The 26,678-nt window shown below is 43.0% G+C and carries 18 protein-coding genes; 8 read left to right on the top strand and 10 right to left on the bottom strand.

The genetic code is table 11. The annotated features are described in order from the left end of the window. Positions 1 to 10: 10 nt before the first annotated feature. The 4 genes from glgB to Q0590_RS05105 form a co-directional block, all read right to left on the bottom strand. Positions 11 to 1,981: a 1,4-alpha-glucan branching protein GlgB gene (gene glgB, locus Q0590_RS05090; RefSeq protein WP_302036413.1), complete on the bottom strand. Its 1,971-nt coding sequence runs from the start codon at positions 1,979 to 1,981 to the stop codon at positions 11 to 13. A gap of 11 nt (positions 1,982 to 1,992) precedes the next feature. Beyond that, positions 1,993 to 5,349, bottom strand: coding sequence for a maltose alpha-D-glucosyltransferase (treS, locus tag Q0590_RS05095; RefSeq protein ID WP_302036414.1), 3,357 nt, complete (start codon positions 5,347 to 5,349; stop codon positions 1,993 to 1,995). Positions 5,350 to 5,482: 133 nt separating this feature from the next. After that, positions 5,483 to 7,435, bottom strand: coding sequence for an alpha-1,4-glucan--maltose-1-phosphate maltosyltransferase (locus Q0590_RS05100; protein WP_302036415.1), 1,953 nt, complete (start codon positions 7,433 to 7,435; stop codon positions 5,483 to 5,485). Between the two features lie 172 nt (positions 7,436 to 7,607). After that, positions 7,608 to 7,895: an HNH endonuclease gene (locus Q0590_RS05105; protein ID WP_302036416.1), complete on the bottom strand. Its 288-nt coding sequence runs from the start codon at positions 7,893 to 7,895 to the stop codon at positions 7,608 to 7,610. Between the two features lie 389 nt (positions 7,896 to 8,284). On the opposite strand from Q0590_RS05105, the gene Q0590_RS05110 reads away from it, so the two are divergent. Continuing rightward, the gene (locus tag Q0590_RS05110; RefSeq protein ID WP_302036417.1) at positions 8,285 to 8,605 is read left to right on the top strand and encodes a hypothetical protein; all 321 of its coding nucleotides are present in this window, start codon (positions 8,285 to 8,287) and stop codon (positions 8,603 to 8,605) included. A gap of 57 nt (positions 8,606 to 8,662) precedes the next feature. Here the strand turns inward: Q0590_RS05110 and Q0590_RS05115 are convergent, their stop codons facing one another. Next, positions 8,663 to 11,047 carry a penicillin-binding protein 1A gene (locus Q0590_RS05115; RefSeq protein ID WP_302036418.1) on the bottom strand — a complete coding sequence of 795 codons (2,385 nt, stop codon included), beginning with the start codon at positions 11,045 to 11,047 and terminating at the stop codon, positions 8,663 to 8,665. A 442-nt stretch (positions 11,048 to 11,489) separates the two neighbouring features. Here Q0590_RS05115 and Q0590_RS05120 point away from each other — a divergent pair, with 442 nt between their 5' ends. Further along, on the top strand, positions 11,490 to 12,191 hold the full coding sequence (locus Q0590_RS05120; protein ID WP_302036419.1) for a DUF2306 domain-containing protein: 702 nt from the start codon (positions 11,490 to 11,492) through the stop codon (positions 12,189 to 12,191). A gap of 65 nt (positions 12,192 to 12,256) precedes the next feature. Beyond that, positions 12,257 to 13,213, top strand: a complete 957-nt coding sequence (locus tag Q0590_RS05125; protein ID WP_302036420.1) for a hypothetical protein — start codon at positions 12,257 to 12,259, stop codon at positions 13,211 to 13,213. A 111-nt stretch (positions 13,214 to 13,324) separates the two neighbouring features. Here the strand turns inward: Q0590_RS05125 and Q0590_RS05130 are convergent, their stop codons facing one another. Beyond that, positions 13,325 to 14,995, bottom strand: a complete 1,671-nt coding sequence (locus tag Q0590_RS05130) for a sodium/sugar symporter (RefSeq protein ID WP_302036421.1) — start codon at positions 14,993 to 14,995, stop codon at positions 13,325 to 13,327. Between the two features lie 223 nt (positions 14,996 to 15,218). On the opposite strand from Q0590_RS05130, the gene Q0590_RS05135 reads away from it, so the two are divergent. Continuing rightward, entirely contained in the window at positions 15,219 to 15,650 is a 432-nt protein-coding gene (locus tag Q0590_RS05135) for a response regulator (RefSeq protein WP_302036422.1), read from the top strand. Positions 15,651 to 15,753: 103 nt separating this feature from the next. On the opposite strand, the gene eboE is transcribed toward Q0590_RS05135, so the two are convergent. Next, a complete protein-coding gene (gene eboE / locus Q0590_RS05140; RefSeq protein ID WP_302036423.1) occupies positions 15,754 to 16,974 on the bottom strand; it encodes a metabolite traffic protein EboE in 1,221 nt (406 codons plus the stop codon). A gap of 230 nt (positions 16,975 to 17,204) precedes the next feature. On the opposite strand from eboE, the gene Q0590_RS05145 reads away from it, so the two are divergent. Further along, the gene (locus tag Q0590_RS05145; RefSeq protein ID WP_302036424.1) at positions 17,205 to 18,860 is read left to right on the top strand and encodes an alpha-amylase family protein; all 1,656 of its coding nucleotides are present in this window, start codon (positions 17,205 to 17,207) and stop codon (positions 18,858 to 18,860) included. 40 nt (positions 18,861 to 18,900) lie between these two features. On the opposite strand, the gene Q0590_RS05150 is transcribed toward Q0590_RS05145, so the two are convergent. After that, positions 18,901 to 19,752, bottom strand: a complete 852-nt coding sequence (locus tag Q0590_RS05150; protein WP_302036425.1) for a helix-turn-helix domain-containing protein — start codon at positions 19,750 to 19,752, stop codon at positions 18,901 to 18,903. A gap of 143 nt (positions 19,753 to 19,895) precedes the next feature. Between Q0590_RS05150 and Q0590_RS05155 the strand changes: the two genes are divergently transcribed. After that, complete coding sequence (locus Q0590_RS05155; protein ID WP_302036426.1) at positions 19,896 to 20,738, top strand: SDR family NAD(P)-dependent oxidoreductase; 843 nt, start codon at positions 19,896 to 19,898, stop codon at positions 20,736 to 20,738. 5 nt (positions 20,739 to 20,743) lie between these two features. On the opposite strand, the gene Q0590_RS05160 is transcribed toward Q0590_RS05155, so the two are convergent. Beyond that, the gene (locus Q0590_RS05160; RefSeq protein WP_302036427.1) at positions 20,744 to 21,967 is read right to left on the bottom strand and encodes an exo-beta-N-acetylmuramidase NamZ family protein; all 1,224 of its coding nucleotides are present in this window, start codon (positions 21,965 to 21,967) and stop codon (positions 20,744 to 20,746) included. Positions 21,968 to 22,159: 192 nt separating this feature from the next. On the opposite strand from Q0590_RS05160, the gene Q0590_RS05165 reads away from it, so the two are divergent. Next, positions 22,160 to 23,386 carry an ABC transporter permease gene (locus Q0590_RS05165; protein ID WP_302036428.1) on the top strand — a complete coding sequence of 409 codons (1,227 nt, stop codon included), beginning with the start codon at positions 22,160 to 22,162 and terminating at the stop codon, positions 23,384 to 23,386. Positions 23,387 to 23,451: 65 nt separating this feature from the next. Here the strand turns inward: Q0590_RS05165 and Q0590_RS05170 are convergent, their stop codons facing one another. After that, the gene (locus Q0590_RS05170; protein WP_302036429.1) at positions 23,452 to 24,231 is read right to left on the bottom strand and encodes a polyprenol monophosphomannose synthase; all 780 of its coding nucleotides are present in this window, start codon (positions 24,229 to 24,231) and stop codon (positions 23,452 to 23,454) included. 464 nt (positions 24,232 to 24,695) lie between these two features. On the opposite strand from Q0590_RS05170, the gene Q0590_RS05175 reads away from it, so the two are divergent. After that, positions 24,696 to 26,654: a GAF domain-containing protein gene (locus Q0590_RS05175; RefSeq protein WP_302036430.1), complete on the top strand. Its 1,959-nt coding sequence runs from the start codon at positions 24,696 to 24,698 to the stop codon at positions 26,652 to 26,654. Positions 26,655 to 26,678 lie beyond the last annotated feature (24 nt).

Genomic DNA, 26,678 nt, shown 5'->3' on the forward strand with positions numbered 1-26,678 from the left:
CATGGGTTCTTTATTTATTATTTCCTGTTTTGGTATACTTGAAATAGAGTACAGCCAATGGAGGCAAGGTAACGGCTATTGCATTATCTTTCCCGTGTATAGGTAAAGCCACCGATTCAAGTGTTGACGAATTTCCAATACCGCTTCCGCCATATACTTCATCATCTGTATTAAGCAGCAAAGTATAAGTACCTTTTTTAGGTACACCAATCCGGTAATTTTCTCTGGGTACCGGGGTAAAGTTTGCAATGGCTATAATGGTATCTTTATCGGATTTGCCTTTTCGCATCCAGCTGATTACACTATTCTCTGAATCGTTGATATCTATCCACTCAAACCCACTTTCCTCAAAACTGTATTCGTACAAAGCGGCCTCTTCTTTGTAAAGAGTATTTAAGGTGCGCAGCAACGCCATTATTCCCTGGTGAGGTTTATAATCCAGTAAGTGCCAGTCTAAGCTCCGTTCGTGGTTCCACTCACTTGTCTGCCCGAATTCTCCGCCCATAAACAACAATTTGGTGCCTGGGTGAGCAAACATATAGGCATATAACACCCGCAGATTGGCAAACTGCTGCCAGTGATCCCCGGGCATTTTGTAAACAATAGGCTTCTTCCCGTAAACTACTTCGTCATGCGACAGAGGTAGCATAAAGTTTTCGGTAAACGCATAATAGATACTGAAGGTGATTTGGTTCTGGTGATACTTGCGGTAGACAGACTCCTTAGAGAAATAATCCAGGGTATCGTGCATCCAACCCATCATCCATTTCATGCCAAAGCCTAAGCCACCAATGTAGGTTGGCCGCGAAACCATAGGCCAGGCGGTAGACTCTTCCGCAATAGTTTGCACATCTGGGAAGTTGCTATACACAGAAACGTTAAATTCCTTTAAGAAACTGATTGCTTCCAGGTTTTCCCGTCCGCCAAATTCATTGGGTATCCATTCGCCTTCTTTACGGGAATAATCCAGGTATAGCATAGAAGCCACCGCATCTACCCGCAAGCCATCGGCATGATATACATCCAGCCAATACAAAGCATTGCTGATTAAGAAAGAACGTACTTCGTTGCGGCCATAGTTGAAAATATAGCTTTTCCAGTCGGGATGGTAGCCTTTGCGCATATCTGCATGCTCATACAGGTGTGTGCCGTCAAAATAAGCCAGGCCATGTTCATCTGATGGAAAATGCGAAGGAACCCAGTCGAGTATTACGCCTATGCCTTCCTCATGCAAGGCATTAATAAGGTACATAAAATCTTGTGGCGTACCAAAACGGCTGCTAGGTGCAAAGTAACCCGTAATTTGATACCCCCAGGAGCCATAGAAAGGATGCTCCATAACAGGCATAAATTCTATATGTGTAAAGCCCAGATCTTTTATATAGGCAGGCAGTACATCCGCCAGTTCGCGGTAACTCATGGAGCGGTTATTATCTTCTGGTACCCGCTTCCAGGAGCCCAGGTGCATTTCATAGACCGAATAGGGTTGTGGCTGCCCTTTTAATTTCAGGCGTCTTTCCATCCAGTGTTTGTCCGTCCATTTATAGGTCATGTCCCATACGATGGAAGCAGTTTGCGGAGGCGTTTCCCAATGCATAGCATAGGGGTCGCCCTTTTCTACACTGAAGCCATGTTCCCGCGACAGAATAAAATATTTATAGATAGCCCCCTGCCCCACACCCGGAACAAAAGCCTCCCAAATTCCAGAACTGTCGTATCTGGGGTACATTGGATGAGAACCCCGGTTCCATCCATTAAAATCCCCAATTACGGATACCTTCTCGGCATTGGGTGCCCATACGGCAAAATAAGTGCCCATGGTCCCTTCATACTCCATAATATGCGAACCCAGTTTATTGTATAGATGATAATGTTTTCCTTCCCGGAAAAGGTATATATCAAATTCAGTAAACCGGCTTACGCCTGCTACAGAAGTAATTGGATTTGGCTGTTTTGTATTTTCATTTTCGGCTGCAATCATAATCTGTCTATTTACTTTTTATTTTTTTCCTGGCTCATTAAATATTTACTCATAATAGATTTTATTCCTTTAATCGGAATAAGCACCCAGTCTGGCCGGTTGTTTAGCTCATATCCTAATTCATATACGGCTTTCTCTAGCAGGAATACCTGTAGCAGCATATCAAAATCCTCTTTTTTCTTAGGAATAAAGTTCTGCCCGCTGGTATACTCCAGATAGGATTTCAGGTAATACCCACTGATATAGTGATACCATTGTTCGGCCCACTGTACCAGATACGGTGTATCTTCTTCTCTTACCGATGGGTGCTTGAGCAACGCATTATAGGCCGCATAATGAAACGACCGGATCATGCCGGCTACATCCCGCAGGGGCGAACGTTTTAAGCGGCGTTCACTGAAAGACCTGGCCGGTTCGCCTTCAAAATCTATAATAACAAAATCTTTCCCTGTAAATAGTACCTGGCCTAAGTGATAATCTCCGTGTGTACGGATTTTATCGGTATCTATTTTATGGGCGAAAATACGTTGCATGTTCTTTAAAATATCATTGCGCATGCTTAGTACTTCTTCGGCTTCCGCTTTTACATTAGCCGGCAAATTCTTCATATTTTTCTCCATGCTCTGGTAGGAGCCTCTCACCAGTGACTGTAAGGAGGAATATAAAGACCGCTGATAATGCAGCGAGAAAGCTTCCGGCTCAAAGTTTTTCTCATCCGGGTGGGCGGCCAGTGCCAGATGCAATTCAGCGGTGCGGCGGCCAAGCAAATGTACCCGTTCTACATAGGCCCCTCCGATCAGGTTCTGCAACAAGGGCGGCGTATCCTCAAAACTTACCGGCTCCGATAAATTACCTACAGGTGCGATAATATCTTTAAAATGGCCATCACTGAGTACGCGTTCAAAATAGCGCTGCAACGAATCACTGAAATATTCCCAGGCATCTCCCTGGTTGGGTACCATTTCCTGCATCATACCAATGCTGATAGGCGCCTGGCGGGGCAATTGATGCTCAATAGCTCCAATAAACCTAGGTGTCTGGCTATAGGTAGCTTTATCTGTGAGGTACTGAGAAATTTCTACATCCGGATTTAGTACCCGGTCCAGTTTGCGGTATAATTTCAGGAAGAAGGTATTCTCAAAGGTGATGGAGGTGTTACTCTGTTCAGCACTTAACAACCTGGAAGTTACTTTAGCGCCTTTTTGTTTCAACAGCGATTCGGTTTCTTTGGCTGCATAGAACACCAGTTCGGCATCTCCTCTGTCTTTCAACCGGCGTTTTTTTGCCATCATGGTAAACAATGCTCCCTGGAACTCTTCGTTATACACTGCATCGTACAATACGCCTTTTTCTCCTTTGACGGATATAGTAGCAATTACACTTTTCGGACAACCATCTCTCAACTTTTTCTCAAGGTCGCCTGTGGCGAAGGCAATGGGCAGCATATACATCTCTGGTAAGCCTTCGTTATAGCTTACTTCCACAATCAGCATGGATGCTGTTTCTTTATTGAAAGGAATGGCGATATTCTCCAGCACTTTCATGCTTTGTACGGTGCGGGCTTTTCCGCCAAACCAGCGGCATGATTTTATATACGCCGGCAATACTTTTTGCTGCAACCGCTGCATATTTGCAGACTCCACCATGCTCTCCCATGTAGTAAGGTTGAGTTGCGGTGTATCGGTATCTAAGCCTTGACCTAGTTGCACCCGTTCGTCTTGGAGCAAGAACCAGTAATAAGCATGGGAGCCTAAGGTAAATAAGTATGGTTCCTCTTTAATAGCTGGAAAGCGGTTCTGGCTGAATACTTCTATGGGAATAAATCCTTTGTAGGATGGCAGATCCAGTTCAACAGCTTGAGAAAATCTGGATAAGTTGGCAATAACTAATATAGTCTCATTTTCATACGTCCGGGTAAAGGTAAGGACCTTGGCATTGGCAGGCGACAAGAACTTAATATCTCCCCGGCTAAAGGCTTTGAAGCGTTTGCGCATCGCAATTACCCGCTTCATCCACCAAAGCAGCGACGATAAATTTTTCTGCTGGGTTTCTACGTTTACTGATTCATATTTATACTCCGGGTCAATAATTACCGGTAAGTATAGCTGATGTGGATTTGCTGATGAGAAACCTGCGTTGCGGTCTACGCTCCATTGCATAGGTGTACGTACGCCATCCCGGTCGCCCAGATAATAATTATCTCCCATGCCAATCTCATCGCCATAGTATACCACTGGTGTACCCGGCAGGGAGAACAGCAACGTATTCATCAGTTCAATCTTTTTCCGGCTGTTATCCAGCAGAGGTGCCAGCCGGTGGCGGATACCCAGATTGATACGAGCCTGGGGATCTTTTGCATATACCTTATACATGTAATCCCGTTCCTCATCGGTTACCATCTCCAGCGTAAGTTCGTCGTGATTACGCAGGAAGATAGCCCACTGGCAGGTTTCGGGAATTTCAGGTGTCTGGTCTATAATATCAGTAATAGGGTACCGGTCTTCCATCTTCACTGCCATAAACATACGCGGCATAATGGGGAAGTGGTAGTTCATGTGGCATTCGTCTCCATCGCCAAAATAGGCAGCAGAATCTTCCGGCCACATATTGGCTTCGGCCAGTAAGAGTTTACCAGGAAAGTGCTTATCTACATGAGCCCGTAGTTTTTTCAGGAAGGCATGGGTTTCGGGTAAGTTTTCACCATTTGTTCCCTCTCTTTCAAACAGGTAAGGCACGGCATCCAGACGGAAGCCATCTACCCCCATATTCAGCCAGTAATCCAGCATTTTGAACACCTCTTTCTGAACATTGGGGTTATCGTAGTTGAGGTCCGGCTGATGCGAGAAAAAGCGGTGCCAGTAATAGGCATTGGCTACTGGGTCCCAGGTCCAGTTGGAACGTTCGGTGTCGGTAAAAATAATGCGGACATCTTTGTACTTGTTGGGGTCGTCGCTCCATACATAGAAGTCGCGGAAATTGGTACCAGGCTTTGCCCGGCGTGCCCGCTGAAACCAGGGGTGCTGATCGGATGTATGATTGATTACCAGTTCGGTAATTACCCGCAAGCCACGCCTGTGCGCCTCTTTAATAAAGGCTTTCAGGTCGTTGATATCGCCGTATGAGGGATTGATATTATAATAATCGGCAATATCATAGCCATCGTCGCGTAAAGGCGAGGGATAAAAAGGTAAGAGCCATATGGCCGTTACGCCCAGATCTTCCAGATAATCCAGTTTTTCCAGCAGGCCTTTAAAATCGCCTATACCGTCTCCGCTGCTATCTTTGAAAGCTTTTATATGCAGCTCATAAATAATTGCATCTTTATACCAATGTATGTTATCGTCGATAACACTTTTCTCTTTTGCCATATAGCGCTACAGCTGTTTTAAGGGTTTATTTAATTTTTTATCATTCACTATCTGTAGATGGCAGTCCACAGACAAAAGTTTTTTTAATCAATTATTCATCTTTTACGCACCGGTTAGCTAAATACATTTTGCTTTACTCAATCCGGAATACGTGTACCGGCATTAAGGTAGGGTGCAACTCTATATAATTCCACTCATGATGCCAGTTATAGCGGGCTCCAGTAATAAGATCGTGTACTACATACGAGGAACCCGGATTCATCCCAAAATAATATAGGGGCACTTTTACATAGCCAGCCTGCAAATGATACGGGTCCAGATTAACAACCATTAACATACGGTTGGTCCTGGCATCATCCATCTTCGCATATGCAAGTAATCGTTCGTTATCTGTATCTGCAAATTCGATGTTCCAGGTGGTTTGTAAAGCTACATTTTCCCGCCTAACCCGGTTGATGCGGATCATAACATCTTTAATTTTTGTTTCGGCATTCCAGTCCCAGAGTTTTATCTCATATTTCTCTGAGTCAAGGTATTCTTCTTTGCCGGGAGTCATAGGTGCATTAATACCAAATTCATAAACCGGACCATATAAGCCATAATTAGAGGATAGTGTAGCCGCCATTACCAGCCGGCTAATGAAGGCCGGTTCACCGCCTTGCTGGAGTGAAAAGGGCAAAATATCCGGTGTGTTGGGCCAGAAGTTTGGGCGGAAATATTCCCGCATGTCGGTTTTGGTAAGTTCAGTCATATACTGCTTTATCTCATACGCGGTGTTACGCCAGGTATAATACGTATATGATTGCGTAAACCCGATTTTTGCCAGGCGTTCCATTACCCGGGGGCGGGTAAATGCTTCTGACAAAAAGATTATCTGAGGATGTTCGTTCCGGACTTCACGTATCAGCCACTCCCAGAAATTAAATGGTTTGGTATGCGGATTATCTACCCGGAAAATATGTACGCCTTTGTCTATCCAGTAATCTACAATGCTTTTAAGTTCATACCACAGGTTTTGCCAGTCTTCTGTTTCAAAGTTGATGGGCAATACATCCTGGTATTTTTTAGGTGGATTTTCGGCGTATTGTACTGTGCCATCGGGCCGCCACTTAAACCAGTCTGGATGCTCTTTTACGTAGGGATGGTCTTGTGAACATTGCAAGGCCAGGTCCAAAGCTATCTCCAGTCCCGATTCTCTGGCCTTATTTACAAAGCTGACAAAATCTTCTACTGTACCTAGTTCCGGATGAATAGCTTTGTGGCCGCCTTCCGCAGCCCCAATAGCCCAGGGAGACCCAGGTTCTCCGGGCTGAGAGGTAACATTATTGTTTTTCCCTTTCCGGAAAGCCCGGCCAATCGGATGAATGGGTGGCAAATAGAGCACATCGAAACCCATTCGTACCACATGTGGAATCAGGGCTTCACAATCTTTGAATGTACCGTGTTTACCCCATTCCTGTGAGGCAGATCTGGGAAATAACTCATACCAGGAACTGAAAAGGGCTTTTTTCCGCTCTACATCTACCACTAATGTGCGTTTGTAGATACCCGATTCACTTTTGTCTCCATACAAAGTCATCAAGCGGGATACTTCCGGACTCAATACCTGTTGTACTTCTGCAGACATATTGGAAGGTTGCCTTAAGAAATGAGCTCGCTCGTAGAGCATAGCCCGTTCCTGCTCGGGAGCGCGTTCGGCCGCTTCCTCTATCAGCTGAGCTCCAATTAAAAACTCCACTCTGAGATCTTGTCCGGCATCAAATTTTTTCTGCAGCCCTTTCTGCCAGGTAAGAAAGTGATCAATCCAGCCAGCTACGGTGTATTCATATTTCCCTGGTGCATCCAGACTGAAAGAAGCTTCCCAATGGTCGTTTCCCAGAAAATTCATGGGTATTTCCTGCCATTCCTGGCTTGAAAGGGGGCGGTATTTCAACGATACCTGCACTGCATCGTGTCCATCGCCGAATACGTCGGCTTGTATTGTTATTTTTTCTCCTACAACGCGTTTGATCGGGAATTGTCCACAATTAATTTGAGGGGTAACATGTTCAATAATGGCTCTTTTTCTTCCTTCAGATTCTTGCATAATTTGCTTTAGGTTATGGTAGGTTTGTTAGTTTTCCATAATTCATCCCACAATCTTTCCCGTTCTTTCCAAATACTGTCTTCTGATCGTCAATTACTTTGCGAATTACTGAAACGATCGGTAAAAAATAAAATTTATTAAAAAATATTCTATAAACTGGTTTTCCTGGAAGCTATCTTCTCTTTTTTTTCTGGCTTATTTTTTCAATGCGCTTGGTTTTTATCCAGCCCAGATATTTTTGTAATGGTTCCGCTTGCTGCAATACAGGTATACTATTATACCTGTTGGCCAGTTCGGTATTGCTGAACGTAACATGCAATGTAGTATGGCAAGGCTGACATAATGGAACAGTCTCTGTATGCTTTCCTCCTTTTTGCTTTGGTATCAGATGATGATAGGTAACCTTTTGTACTTGCCGCTCACACAACGCACACATGGTTAACTCTGCTCCGGATTTCATACCTCTGTTTCGTCAAACCTTACATACTTGTACGTTATTAAGAAATAATGTTTCAATAAATTTAAATTCGCATACAAAGGTAGATATTACTCAGCCATAGCTACTTTTCAGGATATCTACTAAATTACTGTAACAGGTTAGCCTATTACTTCTAAGGTAGAAATTTCTCCGGATTACTATAAATCTTATTGATAAATGTAGGATCAGCCATATTTGGCTCAACTTACCGCATCTAATGTACTAGGATTAACAAGATATTGACAGCTCTGTACAGATATTTTTTTCCTTTATCTATAGGATGTAATAAAAGAATATTATTTACATTTATCGAATGGAAAGTATATAACCCAAAAATAAATATCACATTTATCTTATCCAGGTTACGTCGTATGCAGAGTAATGTTTATACACAGCAGTTAGTAGATTATCTTGCCAAGGAGCAGCATATTATTTGTATGCAGCAGAAATATTATTTGAAGAATGCTATCTGCCCTTCTCTTTCAGAAAACAATATTTATGTAAACACCCTGGTTGGCCTGGAGCTTAGCAATGAGCTTACCCGGAAAAATATACAGATGAAGGAAATCTGCTTCTATAAGATAAAAATGATGAAAAATGAGTTGAATAACCTTGAAAAAAAACTGGAGGAATTTAAAGGAGCACTAAAAATTTACTCTGAAAAGTTTAATGATACTAAAAAAGAAATGTAGTGCTTTAGGAATTTCTTATATAGAAAAGGCCGCTATTTACGAGCGGCCTTTTGTTGTTTATTGGCTGTTGGTAGTGTCTGCCACACTAATAATTTCATTGGCAGGAGCATCGGATGCCAAAGTATCGGCTTCCTCTACCTTAGGTAAAATAGTTGGGCAATAGTACCGTTTGGTAATTTTAACAGGCGGTTTAGGAAAAGGCCCTTTGGTAACTTTTAAGTCTGCATCCTTATATATCCGCTCCATAAACTTGCCATACACTGGCATAGCTGTTTTAGATCCTTCGCCTAAGGCAGATGTCCGGAAGTGAATGCTGCGGTCGTCTCCCCCCACCCATACACCAGTAACCAGGTCTTTGGTTAAGCCCATAAACCAACCATCGGAGAAATTAGAGGTAGTACCTGTTTTGGTTGCAAACTGATTGCCCTTGCCCCATATGTCGTACGACCATAAATTTTGTGCCGTGCCTCCTGGCTCTTCTATCCCCCCTTTCAGCATATGAATCATTAGCCATGCGGTTTCCTGGCTGATTGCTCGGTTTTGCCGGGGCGAAAACTGATGCACAATATTACCGAAGCGGTCTTCGATACGGGCAATAAAAATAGGCTCCATCCAGGTACCTCCATTAACAAAGGTGCTGTAAGCGCCTACCATTTCATATACCGAAACGTCGCTGGAACCTAAACCTACGGAAGGGACGGGCGCTATTGGGCTAGTAATACCTAATTTGTGGGCATATTCTACTACGGTTTCTTTGCCAACTTTTTCGGTGAGCTGAGCTGTTACAGTATTGATAGAACGGCCGAGTGCATGCCGCAAAGTCATGTTCCGGCCACTGTACACCCAGTCGGCATTCCGTGGTGTCCACGATTTTTTCTCCCCATTTTCTACATAATTAATAGTAACCCGGTAGTCGGTAATACGGTCGCAAGGTGCAAAACCATTGTCGATGGCGGCTACATATACAAATGGTTTAAACGTAGACCCAGGCTGCCGACGGCCCTGTTTTACATGGTCGTACTGAAAATGCTTAAAATTAATGCCGCCTACCCAGGCTTTTATATGTCCGGTAAACGGGTCCATCGTCATCATGCCAGCATGCAGGAATTTTTTGTAATGCCGGATAGAATCTATCGGGCTAAGGGTAGTATCTTTTTCTCCGGCCCAGGTAAATATCCGCATCTTCTTAGGCTTGTTCATGGCTATATCTACCGAGTCGGGGTGGTTTTTATACCTGGCCTGCAACATTCTATAATAGCTGGTACGCTTAGAAACCATTTCAATAAATCCGGGAATTTCGCGGTCGTTTTCGTCAACCCACGGATTTTTGCCCCGCCAGTGCTGATCAAAGGAATTTTGCAAGGCCCGCATTCGCTCTTCCAGGGCTACTTCTGCATGTTGCTGAAAACGGGAATCTATGGTAGTATATATTCGGAAGCCATCTGTATACAAATCGTATCCTCTGGATTTGCACCATTCATTCAGATAATTGGTAATGGTATTTCCATAATAGGCAACGGTTCCATCCTGATAACTTTCTACGGTGTAATCCAGCTTAATAGGCAGCTTGCTCAGTGAATCGTATTCAGAGGGCTTTATAAAATTATATTTAGCCATCTGCGATAATACTACATTGCGGCGTTTTAAAGCTCTGTCAGGATGCAGAAGAGGACTGTAATAGGTGGTAGCTTTTAACCCGCCTACAAGTACAGCAGCATCTTGTATAGCCAAGCTATCGGGTGTGGTATTGAAAAATGTTCTGGCAGCGGTTTTTATACCAAAAGCATTACTGCCGTAATCCACAGTATTCAAATACAGTGTCAGAATTTCTTCCTTGGAATAGGTACGTTCTAGTTTAATGGCTGTAATCCATTCTTTGGTTTTAATAACCAGTGTCCGCAGACCCGGCACTTTGTACAATAATCCTTCTGAGTCTTTTTCACGGGTTTTGTACAAATTTTTAGCTAACTGCTGGGTAATGGTACTGGCTCCTCTGCCATCTCCGGCCAGAGCATCAGCAAAAGCAGCTACTACACCTTTGGGGTCTATCCCTGAGTGGTCGTAAAAACGAATATCTTCCGTGGCTATTAATGCTTTTACCATTACCGGTGCAATTTTGTTATATGGCACTGGCGAACGGTTTTCCCGGTAATATTTCCCTATTAATTTCCCATCGGCTGTATAGAGTTCGGAAGCCATCTCTATTCTGGGGTTTTGCAATTTGTCGAGGCTGGGCGTTTCGCCGAATAAATTAAACAGGTTCTTATTTACACCGACAAAAAAGAAGATCACTAAGGCAACACTTATTCCAAATGCTTTCCACAACAGCGAAACCATTGTTTCCGGGCCCCTGGCTTTCCGCCACCGCCGGTAGGCCTGCCATCTGGTTTTCAGAAAATAGGTTGTTTTTTCAAAAATATCTTTTGCTGCGGTATTCTGCACGGATAGTATAAATTAGGTAGATGATTCTCAGTTCAATAAATCTGATTCTTATAACGGCAAACTATCAGAATTGGTGCAAATTTATGCATAATTAATGACGCACGGTTAGCTCTGTAGCTAAAGGGCTTGGAATATGGAGCACCGGACAAACCCAGCCAAGACCGAAGCCAGGATTTATGGATAAAAAATTAGTTAACCACTATTCATTAGTTACTTATCGTTTTTTTAAAACTATCCTGAACAGGCAAAATATTCCGCACAGATATGCCCCTTCTTGCTTTATCTAAATAACCTTTTAGTAAAACTTACACTTTCCTGTACACCGCCGGGGTTACCTGCCCTTTTAAGACTAATTAACAGGGAAAGCAATTTGCTATTTAGCAAGGTAGTTTTGGCAAACGACAATTCATAGGTAACCGGAATTTAAACAACAAGATTGGGCATGGGAAAAACACGTTTAATAAGAAATATTCTCTTCATAGGGCTTGGCGGAAGTATACTGGCATTTTCCGTACTAATGTTTACCAAAATACTACCCTATTTCTCGTTTGAAAGAGGAGCTTATTTCTTGTCTACCAAAACGGATAAAGTGCTGGACAATCCGGTGTTTTTAACTGGCTTTTATCTGCATATCACCAGTAGCTTGTGGGTAATGGCAGCTGGGGTATTTCAATTTATACCGGGTCTTTTTCATAAGAACAGAAGCTTACACCAGAATCTGGGCAAATTGTATATTTTATCTATACTACTGCTTGCCGCTCCCTCAGGCTTAATTCTGGCTTTTTATGCCAATGGGGGCCTGCCTTCCAAAGTAGGTTTTACGATGCAATGCATTGTCTGGTGGTTTACAACCTTACTTGCCTGGAAAGAAATACTCCACAAACAATGGCTTTCTCATATAGAATGGATGATCCGCAGCTTTGCTATAACCCTGGCTGCTATGAGCCTGCGCCTGGAAAGTTATATAATGTACTATTTCCTGGGAACGAAGCCTATTGAAACGTATCTCACAGTTACCTGGCTTTCCTGGACCGGTAATTTACTTATAGCTGAAGTGATGATTCGCCTGGGTGTGGCAAAACAGCTATTATCGGCAGTAAAATCAACCTATACAGCTAAATTTCTAACCCATCATTCCCTATAAAATGGCTGTGCCCATGTATAATTCTTTTATCACTAAGTCAGCCTTTAGATTTAACCAATAAACAAATGAAAACACACGTATTTGTACTTTTAGTTACCGGAAGTTTTTTGGCAAGCAGCTGTTCATCTGGCAATAAACCGGAGAGTACCACCGGGATCGTGCCGGCAGCTATGGCTACTCAACCGGCAACAGCTGAAGCTATAGATCAGGAACCTGAGCTAAGCCCGGAAGATGAGTTTGCGGTGTACCCACCTGTGCCAGTGCAGAAACTGGAAACCATTGAGCTATCGCAGGAGAATACTACGCAATTTTTGCAAAAACATAACCTGTCTACTGTGTGGCTGGGGGCTATCCAGTCGGAAGATGCATCGGCCAGTGTATTTAACGGATTTTATGGGGAAGACCGCTACCGGATAGAGATGTATTTGGCGTCTGTAGAAAAAGATGCCAGGCAACCTAATTTGTACCGAATTACCGGCAAAAGCCGCTTCAAAGATAACATTGTGCCTTTTAGTGGCCAGATTACTATTGAGTCTATCGGTCAGGTTCAGGATACTAGCCTTACCCGGGAAAATTTAGAGAACTGGGGGTTTAAAGAAATTTTCGTGGCAAAAGGTAAATTTACATTAAAAGAAGATGCCTCTTTTAAAGGCTCAGGTGTATTTGCAGGCGAGGTATTTATAGATTTGGGTATCCGTAACTTTGAAGAATCTTATGAGGCCAATGAAATAGATACCTGGACTGCCTTTTATAAGGAAATTGACGAGGATTCTGGCATTCAACTAACTGGCCTTAGCCGGGGCTCCGGATTTTTACTGGATGGCAACTGGACCAGCTATGAAACCAATAAAGTAAAGCCGGTGCTGGTAGCCAAAGATATATTTTTGATCTCTAATAATATTCTGGAGAATTTTATGATTGGCGAACGGGATGTAGTAATCAACCCTAAGTACCGCCAGTTGGGTTGGGATACCTATTGGTCGAATGATGAATGGTGGAATGACGCTAAACCTATTCTTTAATAATATTCACATCTTAGTTTTTACTTGTTTTGTAAGTAAAAAGCTTGTCAGGTTTATGGACTTGACAAGCTTTTTATTTGTACACTTAGTATGGCTATGGAGCAAAGGTTTTTACCAGAAGACGGTATATAAAGCGACAATTACCCCCACAACAATCATAGCTCCTACGGTAAAGCTTGGGTGTGGCCGGAACATAGAAGCATCTATTTCCAAACCCTTCGGACTATTTTGGCGGTCGGCCAGTAAAATAATCATGAGTACGCAGAAAATAAAGACAAAGCCCATCCGGTCCAGGAATGGAATTTCATAGAGCCCTGACTCTGTGTTTATCACGGCGAAACCTGCATCACTTAAAAAGGAAAGATCTACCCCCCAGGTCGGTAAAAACTTTAATATAATGGATAATATAAATCCCCCGATAATAGCAGCTAAAGCTCCTTTGGAATTTGCCTTTTTCCAGAAAAATCCTAGCAAAAACACTGCAAAGATTCCTGGTGAAACAAAGCCTGTATACTCCTGAATAAACTGGAACCCTCCTTTTTTATCAATCCCCAAAGAATCGGATATAGCCACAGCTACAATCATTGCTACCAGTACCGCATATCTACCAACATTTACCTGTTTCTGTTCGTTGGCATCCCGGTTAATGTATTTTTTGTAAATATCCAGGGTATAAATGGTAGAAATACTGTTGGCTTTACCGGCTAAGGATGCCACAATGGCGGCGGTTAATGCTGCAAAAGACAATCCTTTTAACCCGACAGGCAGTAAGTTTAGCAGTACCGGGTAGGCATTATCCGGGTTCAGTTCTCCTCCTGTTAACATTTCTGCCTGGAACATACCTTCCTGGTGAAGCACCATAGCCGCAATACCTGGGAATACCACAATAATTGGCATCAGTAACTTCAGAAATGCGGCAAACAAGATACCATTACGGGCAGTGGGCAAATCTGCACCCAGGGCACGCTGGGTAATGTATTGATTACATCCCCAATAGTTCAAGTTTACAATCCACATACCGCCAATCAGAATGGTTAACCCCGGCAGATCCATATAATTGGGATTTTCCTCATTAAAAATCATATGGAAATGCTCCGGTGCTTTACGCATCATATAATTAAAGCCGGTAAGCACCCCTGTCTCGCCGAATTGCTCGGAAACAAGATTCAGGGCAAGATAAGTTGTGGCCAAGCCACCCATAATCAGGAAAAACACCTGGATTACATCAGTATAGCCAATAACTTTCATACCACCTAGGGTAATAATGATGGCAAAAATGGCTAGGCAGACCATACACAACCAGAAGTTGAGCCCGGATATTGTAGAAACAGCTAATGCCCCCAGGTAAAGGATAGAGGTAAGGTTAACAATTACATACAATAACAGCCAGAAGATAGCCATAATCATACTTACCGTTTCATTATACCGCTGCGTAAGGAATTGGGGCATGGTAAAAATACGGTTCTTCAAATAAATGGGCATGAAAAAGATAGCCACGATCATAAGTGTAGCAGCTGCCATCCATTCATAGGTAGAAATAGCCAGACCCATTTTAAAGCCTGAGCCCGACATTCCTATAAATTGTTCCGCGGAAATATTAGAAGCAATAAGCGAGGCACCAATAGCCCACCAGGTAAGGGAGCCCTCTGCTAGAAAGAAGTCTGTGGTGCTTGCCTCTTTTGACTTTTTTCTGTGATAAATCCAATAGCCGTATCCGGCTACAATACAAAAATAAACCAGAAAAACGATGTAGTCTAATGTTTGTAGTCGTTGTAGTCCCATTTAATGAGCGATCTGAAATCAGGTTGAGGTTAAATTAACTTAAGGTGATAAAAGTACTAGATAATCCTGCTAAAATGCAGATTGTTTAGCTGCTATGCAAATGTAGTACAAAAAAGAATTCGCTGGCTGTACGGTTACATACAAGGATTACTTAAATAAAAGTACTAATAAATCAGACAAATTTTGTTCTTTTGCGTTTTAAGAGTTAAGCCGCAATCTAATTATGCAGAAAATTGAGTGTGTATTACTTGTAGACGATGACTTCGCCAGCAATTATCTTACAGAAATGATCATACAGGATATGAATTTTACAAGTCAGGTTTACAGTGTACGGGATGGAAAGGCGGCTCTGGAATTTATGCAAAACCATTGTGTACCTGCCAAAGGAAATAATGGCTACCAGTGCCCTGACTTGATTTTGCTAGACATTAACATGCCTGTGATGGACGGGTTTGAGTTTTTAGATGAGTATGAAAAACTTCAGTTCAACAGGCAAGAACCTATATTTATTATTTTGCTTACCACCTCTACCAACTTACGGGATGTAGAAAAAGCTAAAAAGTATAAGGTAAGCGGCTACCTGGAAAAACCTTTATCAGATGAAAAGCTGAAGAAAGCCTTGGCGCAGTATAATATAGAAGGGCTAACCGGCTAGCAACCGAAAAGGATGAATGCCAGATGCCAGTTTACCAACCATACAGGGAATTATCTTTACATTAATCCTTAATTAAGTAATTTATAGTTTCCTGTGGACGCATTTATTTCGTACTTCCCATCTGTGCGATTACCCATTCCATTTCCCGGCCTATTGAAGAGAGCAAATCTACTTTAATAGCTTTCGGCAACACTTCCCATGTATAGGTTTCTACCTCCAGATGAGAGGTTACTGGCTGCTGATTATTCAGGCGGAGCACCTCCACAATATCTTCCTGGGTAGATTGCAGATCCTGAAAGTCGCTGACAAATACTGGCACATGAAAATGTGTACGCCACTCGGCCATTTCATAATCGTTGATATGCGCTAATGCCTGCGGCAAGTCAGGAAACTGTACAAAGGTACCATCTCCTTTGCGGGCTACTACCTGGTGCAGATAGGTAGATTCGGCCAGCGACTCAAACCTCTGGGCTATCTTTTTCCGGCGTTCAGCTTCTACGGGAAGCATGGCTTTGAGGGCGGCACTTATCTGAATTTTACCAATTTTAATTCCGGCCTTAGCAAACTCGTTAAATACATATGCGGGACTCTCATATTCCACTGCAAAATGGCAAACATCATAGCATACTTGAATATGTCTACGGATAATATCTTCTGCCTTGGTAGATTTTATACCCAGCTTTTGCATGAGATAGCCACTCCCAATTGGCAAGAGAGAATGTGTATAAAAATTGACCATCTCGGCTGTGTTCTCCAGCAAGCAGTCTGGTTCTGGTTCTATATCAATATGGATGAATTTACCTGTAGCAATACCTATGGCGGTGAGTTCTTCTACTACTCTTGTTAGGTGCATAGCTCCTTTTTCAAAAGCTTCTTTACGGGCATTTTCCGATTTAAACCATGGTTTGTATGAAACAGGAACGGTTGAAATTCCTCCTTCCATTCCTTCCGGTAACAGATACGCCAGAATGTGACATAAACGGATCGTATAGGCTACTCTTTCTTCGGTACGCCAGTCGGGTGCATATACGGCATCTTTTACTACCTGCCGGTGAAATCCACCATAGGGAAAACCATTCATGGTAAACACATATAGCTCATGGGTATCCAGCCACTGTTTAAATAGCGCCAGATTATTGTCTTCCACTAATGTGCGGCTTGCCTGGTCTGACAGCCTTAATCCTACGCCCATGGGTTTGCTGGGTGACAAACGGCTTTTCAGCGGCAGCAAAAACATTTTTAACGTATGAAATACATCTTCCCAGGTTTCTCCGGGGTGGATATTGGTACAATAGGTAAGATGGGTAGATTGTCCGAATTGCATGGGTAAGGATAAAAAATAATCAGCAGAAACTCAAATTAAACTATAGTTTATCTGAATAGCTAGCTGTGCAAGAACAGCCATTAAAAATGACAAGTTTACACGACTAGCTTATAACCTGCTCTCTGCCACAACCGTATATGTTGGTGTTGCAGCCATTGCTCACGTAATGCCTAAACAAAGCAGGCTGTCAGCACACATCGTATACACCTAACCCTTATTCGGCTACTCCTATGATTGAAGACCTCTGGTACAAGAATGCTATTATCTACAGCTTAGATCTGGAAACATTTATGGATGCTAATGGAGATGGCATCGGCGATTTTGAAGGCCTTGTGCGGCAACTGGACTATCTGCATTCTCTGGGTGTGACTGTCCTTTGGCTGGCTCCTTTTCAGCCAACTCCCAACAAAGATAATGGCTATGATATTTCGGATTATTATGGAGTAGATCCACGACACGGGTCCAGTGGCGAGTTTGTAGAGTTTATTCATGAGGCCCACAAACGTGGCATCCGGATAATCATAGACATGGTAGTCAATCATACTTCCGATCAGCACCGCTGGTTTCAGGAAGCTGTTAAAAGCCCGGATTCCTTTTACAGGGACTGGTATGTATGGGCAAAGAAAAGGCCCGATAACTGGAAAGATGGAGTAGTTTTTCCTGGTGTACAAGAAGCTACCTGGACGCTGAATAAAAAGGCTGGAGAGTATTATTTTCACCGGTTTTATGAGTTTCAGCCTGACTTAAATACGAACAACCCACACGTAAGAAATGAGATAAAGCGGATAATGGGGTACTGGCTGCAAATGGGTGTGGCGGGCTTCCGGCTGGATGCCGTACCTTTTATTATTGAAACACCAGACAAAGACGGAGGAGAACAAGAACAGGCATTTGAGTATCTGCATGAGATGCGGAAATTTTTACAGTGGCGCAAGGGCGATGGCATTCTACTAGGCGAAGCCAATGTATTACCTAAAGAAACCATTCCCTATTTTGGCGATATAGGCCAGGGTATTCATATGATGTTTAACTTTTATGTAAACCAGTTTCTGTTTTATGCACTGGCCAGCACGAAAATAAAGCATTTAGTTAAAGCCCTGAACGAAACCAAAGAATTACCTGCAACTGCCCAATGGGCGCAGTTCCTGCGTAACCATGATGAACTGGACTTAGGCAGGCTAACAGAAAAACAACGGCAGGAGGTTTTCGCCAAATTTGCTCCCGAAAAAGACATGCAATTGTATGAACGGGGAATCAGGCGGAGGCTGGCACCCATGCTGCAAAACCGCCAGCAACTAGAAATGGCCAATAGCCTGATATTTTCGTTGCCTGGTACGCCGGTTATCCGCTATGGGGATGAACTAGCCATGGGCGATGATCTTTCCCTTCCCGAACGTGAAGCCATCCGTACGCCTATGCAGTGGTCAGACGAAGAGCAAGGAGGTTTTTCGGTCAACAAAAAAACAGTACATCCAGTGATCAGCGAAGGAGAATATGGGTATAAGAAAATAAACGTAGCCGCCCAACGGCGCGATCCGGAATCTTTTCTTAACTGGACGGCAAAAATAATCAGGCTACGCAAAGAATGCCCAGAGATAGGCTGGGGCAAATGGGAAATTCTGGAAACCGGCTCGCCACATGTATTAGCCATACAATATGAGTGGCGGGGAAACTGTATTCTCACAATGCATAACTTCAGTTCCGATGCACAAGCGGTGCAGGTAAAGCCCATAGCTGACAAAGGACAAACCATTTACCATCTGATGGACGAACAGCAAAGCAACTCGGATGAAAAAGGCATACATCACCTGCACATAGAGGGCTATGGCTATTACTGGTACAGAGTGGGCACGATGGCCTATACGCTACACCGTCAACGGGAATAACTAACAGATATGCTAACTGAATGAATAATGTCTTTATCATTCAGTTAGTTACTTTACTCAGCGGCTCCATTATACTTGCCAGATCATAGATGGGGGCCTGCTGAAGTTGTGTGGGCGTATAGCCTGTAAAATGCTTAAATTCTTTAATAAAGTGAGTCTGGTCATAATAGCCATTAGCAATAGCTACGTCCAGTAAGTCGGTAATGCCCACTTTTTTATAATGAAAATAGGTATGAATAAAGCGGGTTAGCCTGGAAAACTCCTTGGGCGAAGTACCAGTATAGTGCATGAATTTTCTTTCCAGCCATTTGTAATTAACAGATACCTTCCGGGCTATTTCATCAATGTGCTGCTGTCCGTTAGTCTGCCGGATTAGTCGTACTGCCTGCCTGAACTTTCTGTCTGGTGCTTCAGAGGTCCTGCTATATTTTCTCAGAAAAGTTTCCAGTAGGTGTATTCTCTGGAAACTATCGGTTGCCTCTCTGATTTGCTCAGTTAGGGCAGACACCTTGTTCCCGACTACTATTTCTGCATTCCACACTGGTTGCAGGTTCAACCCATTCATGGGTTCTTGCAGCAAATAATATAACCCATCTATCGTAAACTTTACCCCAAACATTTTCTGTGCAACTGGACTATTCCCGGCATACAACCCTTTGGTAAAAGCACCACAGATAAAAGCTGTTGAGGCAAATACATATTTTTGATCGGCTGATTTGAGAGCATAAGGCTGGTGCAAGGCAAAACTTATACCCGGATTTCCATCAGACAAAGCAAACTCCTCGGCCAAAGCCTGGGTTGTATTCTCATACAAGAAGTAATAATTTACCAGATGAGCTAAGTCAGCACTGGGCCTATATACCTGGTAAATACTTTCTGTTTGCTTGCACATACCTATAGTACAGATTCTGTTAAACTAAAAACTATTCGTACACCTTGTTGAGTATTATATTCAATAAGCCACTGTCTAAATTTTACTATCCAATACCCTTTCTTACTTGTTTCTTTGCAGCAAAATACATACAAACTACTTATATGGAAAATAACAATAGGTTAGCCGGCAAAATTGCTTTGGTTACCGGAGCAAGCCGGGGTATAGGAAAAGGTATCGCCCATGAATTAGGCATAGCAGGCGCTACCGTACTCATTACTGGCCGTTCTACCAAAGCTAGCCCCACTGATGCTGATAAGCCGGGTACGATAGAAGATACAGCCAATCTGGTAACCGCGGCTGGAGGCAAGGGCATAGCTTTTCCCTGCGATCATACGGATGACAACCAGGTAAAAGCCTTATTCGATTTTATTCGTGCAGAATATGGCAGGCTGGATATTCTGGTAAATAATGTCTGGGGAGGCTATGAAGAACATGAAGGCAGCATTTTTTCAAAGCCTTTCTGGGAACAAGACCTTAAATACTGGGACCGTATGTTTGTGTCTGGGTTGCGGGCACACTTCACGGCAAGCTATTATGCAGCACCTCTAATGATCGTTCAGCAAAGTGGCCTGATCATTAACATATCTATTGGGGTAGGAGATAAATACCTGGGCAATGTAATGTACGACACCTGTAAAAAAGCGGAAGACCGTCTGGCTTTTGCCATGGCGCAGGAACTGAAGGAATACAAAGTAGCCGCCTTATCGTTGTATCCTGGCCATACCCGCACCGAAAGAGTAGAACAGATTTTGACCCGAAATAATAACCTGGAAGAACTAGCTACTACCCATTCTCCCAGATATGTAGGCCGGGCTGTGGTTGCACTGGCAACGGATGCACAGCTGCTACAAAAAACTGGAAAAGCCCTGGCAACCGGCGATCTGGCTAAAGAATATAATTTCACAGATATTGATGGCCGGTATATTCCAGCATTTACATTCTAATGGACTTACTCGGCATAGAGCAAGTATTGTTTACGCAAAGCTTTATAGGCAGTTAAATCCTCTTTCCAGGTTTCCCGGATCTGCGCTTCCGTCATACCGGATTTAATCTGATTACGCAACTGATCGTTTCCGGCTAGTTTTTCGAAAAAACTATTAAAAAACTTGTCTTTGTTGGCAGCTTTCTGGTAAAAATCAATCAGGTATTTTAACGAGAAATGGCTTAGGGTATCTTCCCGCAAATCAAGACCGTAACATAGCTGATTCAGGTAAGGCGGATTCTTGGCTCCAGGAACACTTTTGGGTGTAAAGGTAAACGACCCATTCGCTGGGTTAGGCGAGCCAATCATCTGGAAAGGGAAGTCTGTGCCTCTGCCTACACTGATAACCGTACCCTCAAACAAGCAAAGAGACGGATACAACCGGATGGCCTGCTGGTTGCTTAAGTTAGGCGAAGGCCGGACCGGTAAGGTATAAGGGGTGTGGTGCGTGTAGTTTTTATTTTTAATGACTGTTACATCGCATTGTACCCCATTTGCCAGCCACTTTTGTCCGTTAATCATGTTGGCTAGTTCGCCTACGGTAAGGCCATGTACAACAGGAATAGGGTGCATTCCTACAAAAGATTTAAAAGCAGGCTTGAGTACCGGGCCATCAAAATAACTTCCATGTGGATTGGGTCTATCCAGAATAAGTAGTTTTTTATTATTTTCTGCACAAGCCTCCATCACATAATGCATCGTGCTGATATAGGTATAAAACCTTGTGCCCACATCCTGAATATCAAAAACGACCACATCCAGGTCAGCCAGTTGTTCTGCTGTAGGCTTCTTGTTAGAACCATACAAAGATATAAGCGGCAGATTGGTTTTTTTATCTACCCCACTGCTTACATGTTCACCAGCATCGGCATCGCCCCGGAAGCCATGTTCCGGAGCAAATATTTTTTTCACTGGTACCTGCAGGCTCAGCAAGGTATCTACCAGATGCGTATTACCCACCAGTGAGGTGTGATTAACAACCATTCCAACCCGTTTTCCGCTTAGGTGAGGCAAGTATTGAGAAATTTGTGCAGCACCAATCGTCAGTTCTTCTGCTGATGTAGCTATAGGAGCCGTAGCCACTGGTGTAGCCGCGGGCTGGGAAGAGGGTTGCCCGGAAACCGTCTGCGAGGAGCTAGACTGAGTGCAACTGCCGAGCAAAAAAATAACAAGAAGATAAACTAACCGCATGTATAAAAAATAAGTAATAGTCCGTAAATGGGAAATGGAAACAAGAACAGGTACGCCATCACAAATTATGCCATAACAATTGGGCAAATTTTGCGTTAATGTGGTGAATTTTACTTTTTTCTATTGTATTTCTCATTTGCCGTTTAGCAAATTAATTAGTTACTTGGCACATTCGCAAATAGGCTCATTGCATTGAATATCTCTTTATTTATTGCCCGGCGTATCCAACACACCCAGGGCAAGTCGTTTTCTTCTACCGTTAACCAGATCGGAATTGCGGGCATTGCCATTGGTATTGCCGTAATGATTGTTTCCTTTGCTATTTTGGGAGGCTTTAAAACAGTTATCCGCAATAAAATATTTAGCTTCGGCGCCCACTTGCAGGTGAGCCGCTTCCACATGAACCGTTCTTTCGACGAAAATCCTATTTCTACCAATACCGAACTTTATACTGCATACCAGCAAATACCAGAAATAAGCCACATTCAGGTATACAGCCACAAAGCCGGGTTACTAAAAACGGATGAAGAACTTTCCGGTGTGATATTAAAAGGCGTGGGAAAGGATTTTAACCTGCCTGCCTTCCGGCAGAATATGGTAAAGGGAACTTTTATTTCCTTTCCGGATACAACCTATTCCAGTGAAATAGTAATCAGCCGTAAAATTGCCACTCAACTCAAGCTGGATATTGATGAAAGTGTACTTTTGTATTTTATTCAGAATATGCAGAGCCGGCCACGGGTACGGAAACTGACTGTTAGCGGAATTTATGAAACCGGCATGGAGGAGTTTGACGAAAGCATTGTGATAGGAGACATCCGGCTGATTCAACGGTTGAACGATTGGAGCGATACGCTGGTAGGCGGCTATGAAATCTACCTGACTGATTTCAGAAATATAGACGAAGGCGCAGAAAAAGTATTCGACCTGATGGACTATGACATGCAGGTAGAAAAAATCACAGATAAATATATTCAGATATTCGACTGGCTTTCGCTGCTGAACCGGAATGTAGCTATTTTTCTGGCGCTTATTCTGTTTGTCGCCTGCTTTAATATGGTGGCTATTTTACTCATCCTTATTATGGAGCGTACCCAGATGATTGGTATATTGAAAGCGGTAGGAGCTACGCATAAGCAGGTAAGGCAAATATTTTTGTGGGGGGGTGTACGTCTGGTACTCAAAGGCTTGATCTGGGGAAATCTGATTGGCATTGGGTTTTGTGCCCTTCAGTATTACTTTAAATTAATTCCCCTGGATGTAGAAGCCTATTACATGAGTACGGTTCCTATAGACTGGGACTGGAGCCTGATTGTGTTGCTAAACCTGGCTGTATTGCTTATGGTATCTCTGGTACTGATTATTCCCACGGTCATCATTTCCCGTATTCAGCCAGTACAAGCCCTGCGGTTTGATTAGCTTTTAGCCACCAAATACTAAAATAATGTTAGAAACTCTCAAGTTTCAGCTAATGGCTAATACACTTATCCTAAGGATTTTTCCAGCTGGCTTACTCTGGGAATAAAATTAGTTTCCGTGGCGTAATTCTTGAAAAAGCTGCTGGCTTTCATCTTCAACACACCAAAAATGGCTTCGTTGAAAATTTTCTTCGACATTTTAGACTGCCCGCGGGTGCGGTCGGTGAAGATTATCGGCACTTCTTTTATCCGGAAGCCATATTTCCAGACGGTAAATTTCATCTCTATCTGAAAAGCATAGCCTACAAATTTAATTTTATCCAGATCTATACTAGCCAATACTTTACTCCGGTAACACTTAAATCCGGCAGTAGTATCGTAAATGGGCATGCCTGTAATAAACCGTACATAGCGGCTGGCAAAATACGACATTAGTACGCGGTTCATGGGCCAGTTTACCACATTTACACCCCGTACATATCTGGAACCTATAGATACATCATAGCCATCCTTAGCACAGGCATTGTATAGCTTCAGCAGATCTTTTGGCTTGTGCGAAAAATCAGCATCCATTTCAAAAACATACTGATACCCATTAACTAAGGCATATTTAAAGCCTTGAATGTATGCGGTGCCTAACCCTTGTTTGCCTTGCCTTTCCAGTAAAAATAATTGATCCGGATAATGTTGCTGCAATTGTTTCACTTTATCAGCCGTACCATCCGGAGAGCCATCATCAATAATCAGCACATGAAATTGCACAGGTAGATCAAATATTTTGAGTATAATTTTCTCAATATTCTCTATCTCATTGTAGGTGGGTATAATCACGATACACTCTTTCATGGGCAACAGATGGTTGATGGCAGTCTAAATTAAAATATTTAAGGATAATTTAGTAGTTTTTTAACATAATTTTTTGCGACGCCTTCCATAGTACCGGAAATAATCTGGCAGAAAGTATATCACTGATTATGGTACGTATGTAAGAAACGCAATGGAGAGGGGCGGTTACCTTTTCAAAACAGCCTGTTTTCCTACTCCTACAAGGGTATAACTCATTTTGTGTTTGGTTGTTTAACTGCCTTTATTGGTAGGAATAATATTTTTTTTGATGCAGCGTCTTTTCTATAGGCAATATTACCTCATCCCTTTTTAGCCACACTGCGCCATTTTGTACAACATCAAGGGGTATATTATTTTCAGAAGTTGCCCTAATCCAAACAGGTGTAGATCAATTTCCATACATCCGGCTGCAATGGGCGTTCTATACTTTTACCTCGTTTTTTGATCGTTCATTTTTACAAACTATGCAGGTAGTAAATCTTTCACTGGTTACTAAACTCAGGGTAGCTTTTCTGGCAGTACCCTTCTTACTTATACTAACGATTACCATTTATTCCGGGCTGAATCTGGCTGCTAATGAAAATCAGCTAAAGGCGGCTACGGCTATACAAGTTTCCAGAAGTGTAATGGAGAAAGTAGACCGGAATTTCTATGAACGGTTTGGCGATGTGCAGGCCTATGCTGCCAACCAGCTGGCCATTGAAATGGCATCAACCGATAGTGTTTCCCCGCAGTCGCAAAAGTTTATTAATACCATGACGGCCTATTATGTACTCTACGACCTGATGTTGGTTGTCAACCGGGAAGGCAAAGTCATAGCCGCCAATACACAAGACAAAGCAGGTAATTCACTTGCTACAGATGTATTGCTGGGTAAAGATTTTTCTACGGAAGCATGGTATGTAGCCTGTATGTCGGCTGAAGGGCCCAAGGGAGGTGCCTGGTACTCTGACTTTCAGGTAAACCCACATGTTGCTGCTATTCACCGAAGTAACGGTTGGGGTATGGCCTTTGCCGCACCCATCAAAAACGACAGTGGCCAGACAGTAGGCGTTTGGTATAATTTTGCCAGTTGGAAGGAGGTTACCCAGGGAATAAGACAGGAGGCTTTGCAGGCATTACAGGCAAGTGAAGCTGGCAGCGAAATACTGTTAGTCAATCAGCAGGGAAAGATCATAGATGCTTCTGATGAACGGGTAGTGCTGAACCAGTCCCTTGTGTTAGACAGTTTAAGCCATCAACTAGCTACAACAGCTCTGCTACCTGATTTTCTTCAGGGGAAAGAATATGCTTCAGGAACTTTTGCTTCTACAGGTGCCTATACCTATGCTGGCAAACACTGGCAATGCGTAACGGTTATTCCCAAAGCAAGCTTGTCATTGGCTTATTTCTTTACGAAAGAACTACTTTTCATAGATATTACTTTTCTGCTGATTGCCTGGTTTGCGTCCAAACTAATCTCAGGTAATATTGTAAGCCGGGTTTACCAGCTCAGAGATATCATTAGCAAGCTTAGCAAAGGTGATATACGGAATGTTGATCTGGCTATGACCGGAAACGATGAACTGACTCAAATGGCTACCGCAGTTAGTAGTCTGGCAGATGGCCTAAAACGCACGTCTGCATTTGCTGATGAAGTTGGAAAGGGAAATTTTAATGCAGTATTTACACCGCTGAGCGAAGCCGATACCCTGGGTAATGCATTACTTAAGATGAATAACAACCTGAAAATAGCTGCCGAAGAAGACCGTAAACGTAGCTGGGCAAGTGAAGGGCAGGCAAAATTTGCAGAAATACTGCGTTCTACTACTGATCTTTCATTGCTGGCAGAAAAAATTATGTCGGGCTTAGTAAAATACCTGCAAGCAAACCAGGGTGGCTTATTTATCGTGCAGGAGAAAGACGGGCAACTGCCTGAATTAGAATTACTGGCCTGCTATGCCTACAACCGTAAAAAGTTTGTAGAAAAGACGATACCTATTGGCGAAGGCTTATTGGGCCAGGCATATCTGGAAAAAGATACCCTTCTCCTCACCGAAATACCTGCCGGTTATTTGCAAATAACCTCTGGCCTGGGAGAAGCCAATCCTACCTGCCTGCTGATTGTGCCCTTAAAAGTGCAGGATAAGGTAGAAGGTGTGCTGGAATTAGCTTCATTCAATAAATTTGAAGCCTATGAAATTGCTTTTGTCGAAAAACTAGCCGAAAGTATTGCTTCAACTATTGCTGCTGTGAAGACTACCGCACGTACACAAAAATTGCTACAAGAATCGCAGCAGCAGGCAGAAGAATTAAGGTCTCAGGAAGAAGAAATGCGCCAGAATATGGAGGAACTAGTAGCCACACAGGAAGAGATGAAGCGGAAAGAAGCGGAATATGCTTCCTTATTGACTCCCGATGTATCCACCCATCTGTTTGCGTAGCAAACGTTTGATCTTCCGGTGAGT

The organism is Rhodocytophaga aerolata (assembly GCF_030503435.1).
GTDB classification, from domain to species: domain Bacteria; phylum Bacteroidota; class Bacteroidia; order Cytophagales; family 172606-1; genus Rhodocytophaga; species Rhodocytophaga aerolata.